At 62.5% G+C, this 14500-nt stretch carries 16 protein-coding genes; 8 read left to right on the top strand and 8 right to left on the bottom strand.

The features are described from left to right. Positions 1-60: 60 nt before the first annotated feature. The 5 genes from V6767_RS09750 to mtnK are packed head-to-tail and all read right to left on the bottom strand — an operon-like array spanning position 61 to position 5479. Entirely contained in the window at positions 61-1176 is a 1116-nt protein-coding gene (locus tag V6767_RS09750; protein WP_448473301.1) for a RuBisCO large subunit C-terminal-like domain-containing protein, read from the bottom strand. Beyond that, positions 1176-2177, bottom strand: coding sequence for a transketolase family protein (locus V6767_RS09745; protein ID WP_448473300.1), 1002 nt, complete (start codon positions 2175-2177; stop codon positions 1176-1178). The genes V6767_RS09750 and V6767_RS09745 overlap by 1 nt, the downstream gene beginning before the upstream one ends. A gap of 2 nt (positions 2178-2179) precedes the next feature. Further along, positions 2180-3115: a transketolase gene (locus V6767_RS09740; protein ID WP_448473299.1), complete on the bottom strand. Its 936-nt coding sequence runs from the start codon at positions 3113-3115 to the stop codon at positions 2180-2182. Between the two features lie 4 nt (positions 3116-3119). Next, the gene (mtnA, locus tag V6767_RS09735; RefSeq protein WP_448473298.1) at positions 3120-4214 is read right to left on the bottom strand and encodes an S-methyl-5-thioribose-1-phosphate isomerase; all 1095 of its coding nucleotides are present in this window, start codon (positions 4212-4214) and stop codon (positions 3120-3122) included. Beyond that, positions 4211-5479: an S-methyl-5-thioribose kinase gene (gene mtnK, locus V6767_RS09730; RefSeq protein ID WP_448473297.1), complete on the bottom strand. Its 1269-nt coding sequence runs from the start codon at positions 5477-5479 to the stop codon at positions 4211-4213. The genes mtnA and mtnK overlap by 4 nt, the downstream gene beginning before the upstream one ends. 174 nt (positions 5480-5653) lie before the next feature. Between mtnK and V6767_RS09725 the strand changes: the two genes are divergently transcribed. From V6767_RS09725 to V6767_RS09715, 3 genes are all read left to right on the top strand, one after another. After that, a complete protein-coding gene (locus tag V6767_RS09725; protein WP_448473296.1) occupies positions 5654-7168 on the top strand; it encodes a sugar ABC transporter ATP-binding protein in 1515 nt (504 codons plus the stop codon). After that, positions 7165-8232 (top strand): ABC transporter permease, encoded by a 1068-nt coding sequence (locus V6767_RS09720; RefSeq protein WP_448473295.1) that lies wholly within the window; start codon positions 7165-7167, stop codon positions 8230-8232. Before V6767_RS09725 ends, V6767_RS09720 begins: the two co-directional genes overlap by 4 nt. Positions 8233-8363: 131 nt before the next feature. Further along, complete coding sequence (locus V6767_RS09715; RefSeq protein ID WP_448473294.1) at positions 8364-9413, top strand: substrate-binding domain-containing protein; 1050 nt, start codon at positions 8364-8366, stop codon at positions 9411-9413. Positions 9414-9638: 225 nt separating this feature from the next. Here the strand turns inward: V6767_RS09715 and V6767_RS09710 are convergent, their stop codons facing one another. Then, positions 9639-10337: an RES family NAD+ phosphorylase gene (locus tag V6767_RS09710; RefSeq protein WP_448473424.1), complete on the bottom strand. Its 699-nt coding sequence runs from the start codon at positions 10335-10337 to the stop codon at positions 9639-9641. An 8-nt stretch (positions 10338-10345) separates the two neighbouring features. Then, a complete protein-coding gene (locus V6767_RS09705) occupies positions 10346-10759 on the bottom strand; it encodes an MbcA/ParS/Xre antitoxin family protein (protein ID WP_448473293.1) in 414 nt (137 codons plus the stop codon). Between the two features lie 364 nt (positions 10760-11123). Between V6767_RS09705 and V6767_RS09700 the strand changes: the two genes are divergently transcribed. Beyond that, positions 11124-11477, top strand: coding sequence for a DUF6665 family protein (locus V6767_RS09700; RefSeq protein ID WP_448473292.1), 354 nt, complete (start codon positions 11124-11126; stop codon positions 11475-11477). A gap of 95 nt (positions 11478-11572) precedes the next feature. On the opposite strand, the gene V6767_RS09695 is transcribed toward V6767_RS09700, so the two are convergent. Next, positions 11573-11746, bottom strand: coding sequence for a YdcH family protein (locus tag V6767_RS09695; protein WP_448473291.1), 174 nt, complete (start codon positions 11744-11746; stop codon positions 11573-11575). Positions 11747-12000: 254 nt separating this feature from the next. Between V6767_RS09695 and purE the strand changes: the two genes are divergently transcribed. The 4 genes from purE to V6767_RS09675 all read left to right on the top strand — a co-directional run bounded on the left by purE (position 12001) and on the right by V6767_RS09675 (position 14494). Further along, complete coding sequence (gene purE / locus V6767_RS09690) at positions 12001-12510, top strand: 5-(carboxyamino)imidazole ribonucleotide mutase (protein ID WP_018064353.1); 510 nt, start codon at positions 12001-12003, stop codon at positions 12508-12510. Continuing rightward, positions 12507-13580 (top strand): 5-(carboxyamino)imidazole ribonucleotide synthase, encoded by a 1074-nt coding sequence (locus tag V6767_RS09685; RefSeq protein WP_448473290.1) that lies wholly within the window; start codon positions 12507-12509, stop codon positions 13578-13580. The genes purE and V6767_RS09685 overlap by 4 nt, the downstream gene beginning before the upstream one ends. 126 nt (positions 13581-13706) lie before the next feature. After that, positions 13707-13832: a type B 50S ribosomal protein L36 gene (gene ykgO / locus V6767_RS09680; RefSeq protein ID WP_018064355.1), complete on the top strand. Its 126-nt coding sequence runs from the start codon at positions 13707-13709 to the stop codon at positions 13830-13832. Positions 13833-13888: 56 nt separating this feature from the next. Further along, entirely contained in the window at positions 13889-14494 is a 606-nt protein-coding gene (locus V6767_RS09675) for a hypothetical protein (RefSeq protein ID WP_448473289.1), read from the top strand. Positions 14495-14500: the final 6 nt, after the last annotated feature.

Genomic DNA, 14500 nt, shown 5'->3' with positions numbered 1-14500 from the left:
CCATGTCGGGTGAAAAAAGTGAATTTGCCCGCTTCGCTCCCGCGCCGCAAGAAGGGCCTCCTACCCCGCCCTGACCGTTTCGCCTAGGCGTCTGCAGGCATCCACCAGTGTTTCCCGTTCGCGGATCAGCGCGCCGCCGATCAGATAGATGACGTCCCGACCATAGGCCGTCTTCATTTCCGGCACGCGTTCGAATGTCATGCCGCCGCCGGGGGCGGGCAGGATCGGCTTCAGCGTCGAAAATTCCGCAGCGCAGCCATCGACAATCGACAGGCATTCCTCCCGCGAAAAGCCGAAGCGGCCGCCGAAATTGGGGTAGACCGCAGCATCCACGCCCATCAGCCGCTGCAGCGTTCCGTAATAGAAGCGGTGGGAAAAACCGCAGTCGCCGCCCACGACATTGGCGCCGGAAAAGGCCGGGTGCGAGATCACCGGCAGGCCGAAATCAGGGTCGGCCGCCAGTTGCAGCGCGACATCGTAGCCGGCAAGCGCCGGAGCCAGCATCACGCCGCCCGCGCCCTTTTCCTTCGCCTCGTAGGCCCGTTCGATTGTCTGGCCGCGTTGCGCGGTGATGTTGGGAATGAACCGGGTGTTGCAACCGGTTTTCGCATTGGCCTCGCCGATCGCCTCGACGCAGGCGGAAAGCCGTTCGGAGAAGGGTGAGGTCTTCTGGTCGACAAGGCCGTGATCGTCCTTGACGAAGTTCATACCACCGCGCGCGAAATCGCCCGCAAGCCGCGCCAGTTCCGCCGTCGAAAGCCCGACGGGCTTGATCGCCGACATCAGCAGCGGTCCGCCGGAAACGCCGGCGAGATCGTAAAGCCCCGCACGGCCGAAACGCGGGCCGGGTGTGATCGCCTCAAGCCCCGCGCAGGGTTTCATCCAGACAAGCCGGGTCTTCGAAAGGATCGAGGAATTGCCGAACAGCACGTTCAGAAGCTGCAGGAAATCGCCACCGGCATCGTCGAAACTGTAGGAAATCTCGGCAACATAGCCACCATCGGCCGCCTCGAGCCCCTCCAGCCGGCCGAGAATTTCATCCTCGACATAGCCGGCGGGCACGATATCGCGCGGAATCTCGACGGTCTGCTCGACCGTGATGTTGAGCGCGCGCTGTTTCGCCGTCTCGTAATCGGCGTCGGAGAGCAGGTAGCCTGCGGAAAAGCGCTCCGCCATCAAAGCGCCTCCGCCTTTTCAGCCGAATGCACCGCATCGAGGCGGACGGCCTCAAGCGCATCGTCGGTGATGTCGAGCTCGTGGTCGAGCACATCCTCGATTGCGCGCACCAGGGCGATGGCATCAAGCCCGTATTTCTTCATCAGATAAGGCTTGGAAGCGCCATGGGCAAAAGTGTCGTTGAGGCCGAGGCGGCGAAGCTTCACGCCAAGCCCTTCCTCGGCAATGATTTCCGCCGCAATCGTGCCAAGCCCACCGGTGATGATGTGGTTTTCGAGCGTCACCACACCCTTCTTGCCGCGCGCGGCCTCGATGAAGGTGTCGCGGTCGAACGGTTTAAGCGTCGAGGCATGGAGGTGATGGACGCCGACGCCTTTTTCCGAAAGCGCCGCCGTGGCCCGCAGCGCCTCCTCGGTGCACACGCCGGATGTCAGCACGAGCACATCGTCGCCCTTGCTGAGCGTACGCAGCTTGTTGAATGCGAACGGGGTCGAAAACAACCGCGGCACCTGGCCGCGCAGCACCCGCACATAAACCGGGCCGTCAATGCTGTCGGCAACCTCAAGCACGGTTTCCACCTCGGTCGCGTCGCCGGTTTCCAGCACCGTCATATTGGGGATCGCGCGCATCACGGCGATATCCTCGATCGCCTGATGGGTGATGCCGCCGGGCGTGGTGATGCCGGGCAGAAAGCCCATCATCCGCACCTTGCGATTGGAATAGGCGATCGAATTGATGAGCTGGTCATAGGGGCGGCGATAGAGGAACACCGCGAAGGTGTGGATGAAGGGCCGGTAGCCCTGCATGGCCAACCCGCCGGCGAAGGAAAGCATGTTCTGCTCGGCCATGCCCATGGACAGGAACTGGTCTGGATGTCGGTCGCGAAAGCCGTCGACCTCGCAGGACGAGGTGAGGTCGGCCGAAAGGCACATCACCTCGGGCCGCGCGGTGGCGAAGGTTTCGAACGCCGTGGCGTAGGGTCTGTTGACGATGTCCACCATGATCAGGCCTCTTCGATTTCATTGAGGTCGACGCCGAGCTCGACCGCCAGCGCATCGCGCATCTCGATGCGCTCGTCTGCGCCCTTGAAACGCACGTAATGCAGGCGCGGGAAGCGTTTCTTCAGGAAGTTCATACCCTGATAGGGTGATGTATTGGCGAGGATCACCAGCGGCTTGCCGGGCTCGGCGCTGACGGCGGCCTTGCGCATCGCCTCAAGATCATGGCCGTCGATCGAACGGCAGGTCGCGCCGAAGGCGGCGATCCGTTCCGGAAGGTCGTAGAGTTCCTGCACCGAGGACATCGCCCCGTCGCATTGCTGGCGGTTGACGTCGACGATGACGCGGATGTTGTCGATTGCGTGGTGGCGCATGGCGGAGATGCATTCCCAGGTCTGGCCTTCCTGGAATTCGCCGTCCGACATGTAGACCCAGACCTTGCCCTTCTCGCCCGCGCGCTTGCGGGCAAAGGCGACGCCGGAGGCCATGGAAAGCCCCTGTGCCAACGAGCCGGTGGTGACTTCCATGCCGGGGCTGTGCTCGGCCCCGATCATCTCCACCGAGCCGCCATCCTTGTTGAAGTGGTCGAGCGCGTTCTCGTCCATCCGGCCGACCTCGATCAGCGCCGAATAGATCACCAGCGCATAATGAGCGGGCGAGACGAAGAAGCGGTCATATTCGGGCGCGAACGGGCCGTGATAGCCCGCGCCCGTGAAGGCATCCGGGTTGTGGGCCGACGGCACGCCGGCGAAGGGCTTGGGAACCGGCGGCAGTGTCGGCGCGCCGAGATGCAGCGCCTCGTTATAGAGAAAGGCGAGGCTTTCGGCCGCCGAACAGGCCTGGCTCAGATAGCCGCCATTGTTGCGCATCGTGTGCAGGAACACCCGCTTGCGGATGCCGTGCGCGATATCCTCGGTGGATTTTTCGTTGGTCAGGGACATGGGATCAGTTCTCTTTTTCGAACAGGCGTGCAAGGCCTGCCGCCGATGCTTCCGCGACGCCGCGCTCTGTGATCAGGCCGGTGACAAGGCGGGCGGGGGTGACGTCGAAGGCGGGGTTTCGGGCGGGCGTGCCTTTCGGCGATACGCGCACCGAGATGATTTCGCCTGCCGCGCTTTCGCCCTGGACGAAGCTCACCTCGTCGCTGTTGCGCTCCTCGATCGGGATTTCGGCAACGCCGTCATTCACCGTCCAGTCGATCGTGGGCGAGGGCAAGGCGACATAGAACGGCACGCCGTTATCCTTCGCCGCCAGCGCCTTCAGATAGGTGCCGATCTTGTTGCAGACATCGCCCGAGGCTGTAGTGCGGTCGGTGCCGACAATCACCATGTCGATCTCGCCATGCTGCATCAGATGGCCGCCCGCATTGTCCACGATCAGGTCATGCGGCACGCCATGGCCCTCCATTTCCCAGGCGGTGAGATAGGCGCCCTGATTGCGCGGGCGGGTTTCATCGACGAAGACATGGACCGGAATGCCGGCCTCCATCGCCAGATAGATCGGCGCGGTCGCCGTGCCGTAATCGACGGTGGCAAGCCAGCCGGCATTGCAGTGGGTGAGGATGTTGACCGGCTCGCCCGGCTTCTTCTTCGCTGCGATCTCCTTGATGATTTCTAGCCCGTGGCGGCCGATCGCGCGGTTCAGCTCCACATCCTCATCGGCGATCTCGGCGGCACGGCGATAGGCTGCCTCCGCGCGCTCGTCGGTCGCGACGTTCGAGAGCGTGTGCCGCATCTTGTCGAGCGCCCATTTGAGATTGATGGCTGTCGGCCGCGTTGCGTGCAGCTTCTCGGAGGTCGCATTGAGATTTGCATCAGAGGGGTCATCCGCCATGGCGATGGCGATGCCATAGGCGGCCGTCACGCCGATCAGCGGCGCGCCACGCACCCACATGTCGGCAATCGCCGTGGCGATCTCGTCAACCGTAGACAGGGTGACGACACGGAAATCATGCGGCAGCCAGCGCTGATCGATGATTTCAACAGAGCGGCCATCCTCGTGCGGCCAGATCGTGCGGTAGTGTTTATCGCCAACCTTCATGGGGCGCTCTCCTCTTCCAGCCGGATGGCCAGTCTTTCCAGTGCGTCAAGGCTGCTGATATGGCGGCGGTTGACGGCGATGTGACGGCCGAATTCGAGGGCTGCGGTCTCGCACCGCGCCTTCTGCGCGCGATCCGCAATGGTCTCGAAATCGGCATTATGGGCGAGGCCCAGAATACGGCGATGGATTTCCAGCCCGGCAAAGCCCAGCATGTCCTCGAACAGCGCATGCAGGAACCGCTCTAGCGCCTGTTCCGCGCCAAGCGTGTCGCCCTGGACCTCATAGAGCGCGCGCTGGAACAGGATGCCGGTGCGCTCCTCGCGCCACAGCCGCGAAAACTCGTCGCGGAAGACGGTCCATGTCTCCGAAATCGTATTCAGCAGGTGGCGGCGCATATCCTCACGCGCGCCGTTTTGTTCGTGACCGCGTTGCGAGAAGAAGCTCATCCAGTAATTGGCGAGCAGCATGCCGACATCGAAGGCCATCGGGCCGTAATAGGCGAATTCGGGATCGATCACCCGGGTCTCGTCCTCGGTGACCATGATCGAGCCGGTATGGAGGTCGCCATGCAGCATGGTCTCGGCGCGGGTGACGAATGCGTGCTTCATTTCCTGCGCCGTCACCTTCAGGTCGCGATCGGCGCGCAGCCTTGCCACGATGCCGTCGAGCTCCGGCGTCGTGTGGCTGTTCATCTCGGCATCGTAATAGGGGTCGGTGAAGACCAGCGCCTCGGTGATGTCGCACAGCGCATCATTGCCGGCAAAAAGCGCCATGTCCTTCTTGCGCGCCGCCGCTTCCATGGAAAGGTCGGAGCCCCGGAAAAGCGTGCGCGCCATGAACAGGCCGAGATCTTCGGCAAGCCGGGGCAGTACCTGCCCTTCGATCAGCGCCTTACGGAGAATGATGTGCGGGCTCAGGAATTCCTGAACGATGATCGCCTGGCGCTCATCGAAATAAAAAACTTCCGGCACGCTGCCCGGCGCGCGTTCGGCCTGGCGGATGAGGGCGTTATACTCGAAGAAGGATCGGGTCAGCGGCAGCGGCCAGCCTTCGCCCACAAGCCGCACATAGGGCAGCGCCTGCTTGACGATCATGCTTTTCCCGCCGCCCTCGACGATGAAGACGAGGTTCAGATTGCCGTCGCCGACCTCCCGGACCTGCCAGCCCGAGGGTGGTCCAAGCTTGTCCGTCAGGATTTCGAGCGAGCCCAGCCGTGACGGCAGGGTTTCGGGCCCAAGTGCCGCAAAGGCCTCTTCCAGCGCCATAGACATCCTCCCAAATGCGCCCCGGCGGTTTGCGCTCGCGGGGCTTTTTCAGCACGGTAGCGCCGCGATCTGTCATTTGTCAACACTAATGACATTTGCTATTTTTATTTTCTGGCAAATGTCATTGCTGTTGACATTTGATGATCTCCGCTTCTAGGATGATGGCGGGAGGAAATGAATTTCATGACCGCAGTGTTCCGCATAGACGGGCTGCGCAAGGCGTTCGGGCCGATCCAGGTGCTGGATGGCGTCGACCTGCACTTGCGTTCCGGAGAAGTGACCGTGCTGATGGGAGCGAACGGCGCCGGCAAATCCACGCTGGTGCGCACCGTCACGGGTCTCTATCGCCCCGACAGCGGCACGATCACGCTGGCCGGCAAGCCGTTTACCCCCGCTACCCCCGCCGAAGCCATCCGCGCCGGCGTCGTCACCGTGCATCAGAACATCAATGACGGCGTTGCCGCCGATCTCGATGTCGCGACCAATCTCGTGCTCGACCGGCTGACAGGGCGCGGCGCTTCGGTGTTCTTCAATCCCTACAGGATCCGCAAACAGGCCCGCGTCGTCGCCGAGGCCATGGGGCTTTCGCTCGATCTTTCGGCCCAGGTTTCCGACCTGTCGCTCGCCGACCGCCAGATGGTGGCAATCGCCCGCGCCATGGCCCATAAGCCGCGCGTTCTCATTCTTGATGAGCCGACCTCGTCGCTCTCGAGCGCTGAAGCCGATCGCCTCTTTGCCCTGCTTGACAGATTGCGCGCCGATGGCGTTGCGATCCTCTATATCTCGCACCGCATGTCGGATATCAGGCGCTTGGCCGATACCATCGTCACGCTGCGCGATGGCCGGATTTCCGGTGTGTTCGAGGGGCCCGAGCTTGACTACAAGGGCGCCGTCGACGCCATGCTCGGCCGCACCATCAGCCATGGCCATGTGGACGTGCAAGATGGCGGGACCGAGGTTTTTTCCGCAACGGATCTCCAGATTGCCCCCGGCAAGAAGCCGTTCTCGATGACGCTGCGCGAGGGCGAAATCGTGGCTGTGACCGGTCTTGTCGGCGTCGGCAAGACCGTGCTGGCGGAAACGTTGTTCGGCGCGCGCCGGCCTCATAGTGGGCAGATGATGCTGGAGGGCAGAGCCTATGCGCCGAAAAATCCGGGCGCTGCGATTGGAAGCGGCGTGTTTCTGGTCGCCAAGGATCGCGCTGTGAGCGGGATCGTGCCCGATTTCAACATCTACGAAAACATCAGCCTGCCGTTCCTGAAGCGCCTGTCATCCTTCGGGATCATGAGCCGGTCGCGCGAAAAGGCGCAGGCGCGCGATCAGATTTCGGGCCTCAACGTTGTCTGCCGCACGGAGCGGGACGCCATGCAGACGCTGTCCGGCGGCAACCAGCAGAAGGTCATGGTCGGGCGCTGGCTGAGCCATGACGCGCGGTTGCTGATCCTCGACGAGCCGTTTCAGGGCGTCGACATCGCCGCCCGGCGCGATATCGCGTCGACCCTCAGGCAATCGGCCGGCGGCCGGGCAACGCTGGTCTTCCTGACCGAACTCGACGAGGCGTTCGAGATTGCCGACCGCATTCTGGTCATGTCCGAACACACGATTGTCGGCGAGCACAGAAACCTCGAAGTCGACCTTGATACACTTCTCGCCCAGATCGCCGGGCGTCTGGAAATGGTGAGCCAATGACCAACGAAGAGAACGCACTCGCCCATAATTCCGCCGTTGCGAAGCCGGAACACAAAGGCCGCCGCTCTGGCAATGTCCGCGCGTTGGCAATCCGTTATGGCTTTCTGGCGCTGCTGCTTGCGCTGGTGCTGATCTTCTCGATCGCCGCTCCGGGCTTTGCCTCGCCGCAGAGCGCGGTCTTCATCCTGCAATCGGTATCGATCACCGGCATTCTGGCGCTTGGCGTTACGGCAACGCTTGTAGTCGGCGGCTTCGATCTTTCGATCGGCTCAGTCGCGACCACGGCGTTGATGGCGTCTTCCTATGTCATGGTGGTGATGGGCGGCAACGCGTTCGAGGCCGTTGCCGTCTGCCTCGTGATCGGCGGATTGATCGGCCTTGTGAACGGTATTCTGATCGTTTATGGCCGCGTTCCCGATCTGCTCGCCACGCTCGGCATGATGTTCCTGCTGCTTGGCCTGCAGCGCATTCCGACCGAAGGGCGTTCGATTGCGACCGGCATGACGCTGCCGGATGGCTCGCAGGCTGAAGGCGCCTTTAGCGCCGCCTTTCTGGCGCTCGGCCGCCACCGCTTCGATTTCATCCTGCCCAATCTCGTGCCGGTCTCGGTCGTGGTGCTGATCGTTCTGGCGATCGCGATCTGGCTGTTTCTGGAGTTCACCCGGTATGGCCGGATGATGTATGCCGTCGGCTCCAATGAGCGCGCGGCAGCCCTCGCCGGCGCGCCGGTCAACGGCTACAAGATCCTCGCCTATGTGATTTCGGCAGAGTTCGCCTCGATCGGCGGCATTCTCCTGGCAGCCCGGCTCGGTCGCGGCGATATCGCCTCCGGCAACAATCTTCTGCTCGATGCCGTGGCCGCTGCGCTGATCGGCTTTGCCGTGCTGGGTGCAGCCAAGCCCAATGCCTTTGGCACGGCCATCGGCGCGCTCTTCGTTGGCATTCTGCTGCAGGGGCTCACGATGATGAACGCGCCCTATTACACCCAGGATTTCGTGAAGGGCGCGGTGCTGGTGATCGCGCTGGTCTTCACCTTCGCGCTCTCGACGCGGCACAAACATTGACCGGGCACTGAACATGAACGGGCGGTGTTCACCGCCCGTCGACAGGACCGATACTGGCGCCGGTATCGGGCACTGCGGGAGGAGGCGCAAGCGATCTCAAATCTGGATCTCAGACGTGGAGGAATGAGAAAATGAAAATCACACGCAGACTGTTCAACACCATGGCGGCGGGCGCAATGCTTTCCGCCGCCGCCATGCCGGCAATGGCCGCCGACATGCCGGCACCCTTCGACAAGCCGGAAGATGTCACCATCGCGCTGGTGCGCTACCTTTCCACCGGCGACTTCTTCCAGTCCTATCTGGCTGGCGTCGAAGCCCAGTCGAAGGCGCTCGGCCTCAATCTTCGCGTGCTTGACAGCCGCCAGGATGCAGCCCTTCAGGCCGACATGGTCGACCAGGCAATCGCGCTCGGCGTTGATGGCATCATCATCCAGCATGGTCTGACGGAAAGCATGCGCGAGGCCGCACAGCGCGCCGTCGATGCCGGCATTGATGTCGTTGCCTTCGACGTGAATGTCGAAAACGACGCGATCCCGCAGATCGAACAGTCGGACCATGATCTCGCCCGTCTGGCGCTGGAACAGGCGATCAAGGACAATGGCGACAGCTTTACCGCCGGCTATGTCTATGTTGCGGGCATCGCACCGCTCGACCGCCGCGACGAGGTCTGGCAGGAATTCAAGGAAAAATATCCGGGCATCGACGAAGTCGCCACTTTCGGCACGCTCGACAACCCGATCGCCAACTCCGTTGCCAACCAGGCCCGCTCGGTACTGTCGGCCAATCCGAACATCACCGTGATGTTCGCCCCCTATGACGAATTCGCCAAGGGCGTGAAGATCGCCGTGGACGAGGCCGGCATGTCGGATGCGGTCAAGATCTATTCGGCTGACGTCTCGACCTCCGATATCGCCGCCATGCGCGAGCCCGGCAGCGCATGGGTTGCGACGGCCGCCACCAATCCGGCTGTCGTCGGCGAGGTTTCGGTGCGCGCGCTGGCAATGATGCTCGCCGGCGAAGACCCCGGCCACAACGTCATCGTGCCGCCGACGCTGATCACCCAGCAGGCGCTTCTTGATGACGACATCAAGAACATGCAGGAGCTCAGCGAGAAACTGCCGGCCTTCGCCCACGCCGATGTCGCCACGCCCGACTGGATGCCGCTGCCCGACCGGCAGTAGGCCAACATTCTCCCCGGATCATCAGGCTGCCAAAGTCTGGTGATCCCCGCGATGCGGGTCCCGGCCATTGGCCGGGGCTTTTTTGTGTTGAACAAGACTTATCCGGCTTCCACCGTCACGCCGGCCTGCTCTTCGATCTCCGCAACGCGCTGCCCCACACGCTGCTGACGGTGGCGGCGGTGCGGCTGACAGACGGCCACACAACGGTGCAGGACCTGAAGGGCGCTAATCGACCACGGCGAATAGATCGCCGGTGCTCAGATTCTTGACCGTGGTGACATTCGCGCCGTCCCAGTAATAGGAAAAATGCTGGCCCTGGCTCGGAATGCCCGCGACATCCGGCCAGAACAAGGCGACCGCCGCGCCTTCAGGATACCGGACGCTGCCATAGAGTATGCCGTTCGCGTTTTCCGCATGGAGTTCCGCGCCCAGCGCCTGCGGCTTGCGATAGTCGTCCGGATCGTAGAGTTTGGCGAACCGCGCCCGGTCCCTGACATCGTGGAGATCGGCATCGAGCGTGCCGACGAGTTCGCGAAAATCGGAGGTCCAGCCCGCCGCCTGATCTGTGGCCGCCATGAAGATCGCATGGTGATGTATGGTCTCGAACAGCGCGACCTCGATCCGGTCGCCGGCATAATAGACGCCGAACGAACCGTCGCTGAACCGGCTCGGTCGGTCCGTCGAGGTATGAACGAAGGGCGCCATCGCCCAGGAGGCGCCTTCTCCGGCAACCCGGCGCTCGGGCGGCACCAGATCGAGCATGCCGACGCTTGTGCTTACGCGCGGGTTGGTCTTGGCCTCGGCTGACAGGATCGCGTCCCAGTCGGCCGGATCGGCGATATCCTCGAAGAGATCGATCGGCGGAAAGCGGGAACGGATGATCCGGTGGGTCTTCGCCCAAGTGACGCGCACGATATCGGGCATGGTCAAGCTCAGCCGCCCCGGACACTGTCGAGATAGCGCCGGACCCGCATGATATCGGTCAGTTCTCCGCCAAGCATGACGTCAAGCGCCGATGCGCCGCCGAAAGCCGCGTTGTCGCGTCGCACCCAGCCATAGACCCGGTCCGCATCCGTGAAGATGATCCGGAGCGCCTTGTGAATGCCCATCAGGTTGGAAAGCCGGGCTTTGAGATCGCGCGGAATGCGCCCGATATCGCCGCCCTTCCAGCGCGCCCATGTGCGCGGCGACAATCCGCCCAGCAGAATGCAGGCCTGGCTGTCACTCACCCGCCAACGTGCAAACAGATTGACCGCCGCCCGCGCCATGGCCTGCCCTTCCGCCTCGGTAATCTCGGGGGCTGTGTTCTGATAAGCGGTTTTTTCGATCACTTGCAGTTGGGGCATCGTTTATCCCGTTATTGCCTTTTGGCTGAATATAGTAATCTTTGTGCCATATGACAACCCGTCACGTTTGCTGGCAAACCACGTTGCAGACACTTTGAGCTTGCCTCCCCTCTGTCCGTCACCCCGGACGTGATCCGGGGTCCAGGGCGAGGGGACGCCTTACGTTCAAGGGGCTTTACTCGTGACCATTGTCGAAATTGCCCTGGATGCCGGCTCAAGGCCGGCATGACGGAGGAGCCGGAAAAGGGACTTTGTCAATAAACTGCCGTCCGGGCATTTGCGGGTTAGCCTCCTTTTATCCCCCGGAACACTTGACCTCGCGCGCGCACCTTCCAATCTTCGGAGGAGACGCAAGGAAAAGATCATGGCCCCCAGGAAACCGATATTGCCGGGCACAAGCAGCAGGCCGCTCGATCCCGATCTGGACGCCCTTCAATACGAGATCATGCAGGAGACGGCGCAGGCGCTGGGGCGGATCGGCGGGCGGCTGGAGGAGGCGCTAGCGGCGCTCAGACGCCACGACGAGACGCCGGGCTCCAATCAGGACCGCGATGAACTGGTGCAGGCAGCGGCCGACCGCGCTTTCGCGCTGTTCATCCAGCGCGATTATCTGGGGCTGCGCACCGATCACCATCTGAAGTCGACCTATGACATACCGCGCGAGGTGATGCTCAGGATCGGGGTGATGAAGAAGCGGGAGAAGGGCGGCGAGGCTTGAGCATTGCGGAGGCTTCGAGCCGGCGATCAGATACGCGTTGCGCAAACAAAAACGCCCCGGTTTTTTGCCGGGGCGTTTGAGGACAGGGGGGTGTCTTACGTAGCTGAGTGATGGAGGCGTTCAATCTCGTCTTTCAGGTGAAGTTTCCTGCGTTTGATCGATGCGATTTCCTGGTCGGGGCTGGACGGCGAAGCCATTACGTCGTGAAGCTTCTTCTCAAGTTCGGAATGCTTTTCCTCGAGAGCGGCAAGATGCGTCTGAACTGTCATTGCACACGTCCTTCCTTTGGTTTCGCGCCGCCGGATGCGGCGCCTCGTCATCAAAGTGCAATATCAGCATGCCATGATCGAAGACGTTTGTCGAAGGCGGAAATGTGATTTTGTGAGGGCATTTTGCCCCAGGCAGGCCTGAACTCTCCGGCGCCTTGCTTTTCACCGAAAACGATTGATGCTAGAGCGTGTTTCGCCCGAAACGACGCATGGTCGGCGCGTGCCACATTCGTCGAATTTGTTGAAACAATGGAATGCCGATGAGCCCGATCAAGAATCCGCCTGTCGCCATCGTCATGGGGTCCCAGTCCGACTGGGAAACGATGAAGAACGCCGCCGACATTCTCGATATTCTCGACATCGATTACGACGCGCGGATCGTCTCCGCCCACCGCACGCCGGATCGCATGTATGAGTTCGCCCGCAGCGCCCGCGCCGAGGGCTTTCAGATCATCATTGCCGGTGCCGGCGGCGCGGCGCATCTGCCGGGCATGATGGCGGCGCTGACGCCGCTGCCGGTCTTTGGCGTGCCGGTCCAGTCGCGCGCGCTCTCCGGCCAGGACAGCCTGTTGTCGATCGTGCAGATGCCGGCGGGCATTCCGGTCGGAACGCTCGCCATCGGCAAGGCCGGCGCGGTCAACGCGGCGCTTCTGGCGGCGGCCGTTCTGGCGCTTGCCGATCCCGAGCTTGCGGGCCGGCTGGATGAATATCGCGTGCGCCAGGCGGCAAGCGTTGCCGAATACCCCATCGACAAGGACGAATGAGTTTCATGAAGACCATCGGTATCATCGGCGGCGGCCAGCTTGGCCGCATGCTGGCCATGGCGGCCGCCCGGCTTTCGATCCGCACCGTCATTCTGGAGCCGCAGGAAGATTGCCCGGCCGCCCAGGTCGCAAACCGCCATATCGTGGCGGCTTATGATGACGAGGCGGCGCTTTTTGAACTCGCCGGCGCCTGTGACGTGATCACCTATGAATTCGAGAATGTGCCGGAGAAAAGCGCCGCGCTTCTCTCCGCCGAACGGCCGGTCTATCCGCCGGCCCGCGCGCTGTCCGTCTCGCAGGACCGCCTCACCGAAAAGACCTTCCTCAACGACAGCGGTATTGCCACCGCCGGTTTCCGCGCGGTTGATACCGCTGAGGACCTTGCGGACGCGCTCAAGGCGTTTGGCGGGCGCGGCGTGTTGAAGACCCGCCGCTTCGGCTATGACGGCAAGGGCCAGTGGGTGTTTGACGGCAGCGACAATGATCCGGAGGCCGCATTTGCAGCGCTCAATGGCGCGCCTGCGATCTTCGAGGAGTGGATCGATTTCGATCGCGAAATCTCGGTGATCGCCGCGCGCGGCATGGACGGCACGTTCGTCTGTTTCGATCCCGCCGAGAATGTGCATCGCGACGGCATTCTCAGGACCTCCACCGTTCCGGCCAGCGTTTCGCCGGACATTGCGGCGGCCGCCGTGAAGGCGACGGAGCGGCTGCTGATTGGGCTCGATTATGTGGGCCTGCTGGGGTTGGAACTGTTTGTCGCCCGCGACGGCAGGCTGATCGCCAATGAATTCGCCCCGCGCGTCCACAATTCCGGCCACTGGACCGAGGCGGCCTGCGTCCTCTCGCAGTTCGAGCAGCATATCCGCGCCGTTTGCGGCCTACCGTTGATCGACCCCGTTCGCCACAGCGATTGCGTGATGCACAATATCATCGGCGATGATATGGACCGGATCGGGGCGTGGATGACGACCGAAGGCGCGCTCGTGCATCTCTATGGCAAGGCGGAAAGCCGGGCAGGGCGGAAAATGGGCCATGTCACCGTGCTGGAAAAGCGTCGCGACGGTTGACTTGGCGGCGATCATTCGCTAGGTAGCGGCCACTGTCGGGCGCGCTTTTCAAGGCGCGCCTTTGAATATCAATACTGACCGCCTTTACTGATCAGTCGAGAGCGGCACAAACAGCGGATCGAAAACATGAAGATCAAGAATTCGCTCAAGGCGCTCAAGTCCCGTCACCGGGAAAACCGTCTGGTGCGCCGCAAGGGCCGAGTATACATCATCAACAAGCAGAACCCGCGCTTCAAGGCCCGCCAGGGCTGAGATATTCAGCGCATTATCTGTTTGAATTTTTGCCATGACGGGATACCATTCCCGTCATGCGCTTTTCTGTGTCCGCCATTCTGATCCTCGCCGCCATGGCCGTCGCCGGCCCGCTGCCGGCGCTTGCGCAGGGCAATGCCGCGGATGAACAGATTTCCGAAATGCTCGACTCGGTTGTCGAGGCCGATCCGCTGGACAGGCTTTATGATCGGCTGAAACGCACAAGCGATGCCCGGCAGGCGGCGGATCTCGCCCGTCAGATCGACGAATATCTCGATCGCTCCCCGAGCGCCACGGTTTCCCTGCTGATCGAATGGTCGGATGATTCGGAAAATAACGGCCGCACCGCCGCCGCGCTCGATTTCTTGTCGGAGGCGATCGCGCTGAGGCCGGACGAGGCAGCCCCCTACCGCAAGCGCGCGGTGCTCCATTACACCCATGGCGATCTCGAACGCGCCATGGACGATATCCGCACATCGCTGTCCTTGGAGCCGCGCGATTTCGGCGCGCTCGGTCTGATGGCGACGATCCTCGACAGGACCGGACGACAGGAGGCCGCGGTCGCGGTCTGGCGGCGCTATCTCGAATTCTATCCCGCCGACCGCGATGTCGCGGCCTTTGTCGAAAGCACGCTGAACGAGCGGGCGGGCAAGCGGATTTAGCCGATT

The sequence above is a fragment of the Martelella sp. FLE1502 genome (assembly GCF_053484255.1).
The sequence above is the reverse complement of the archived record's forward strand: the minus strand, read 5'-3'. Positions and strand labels throughout refer to the sequence as shown.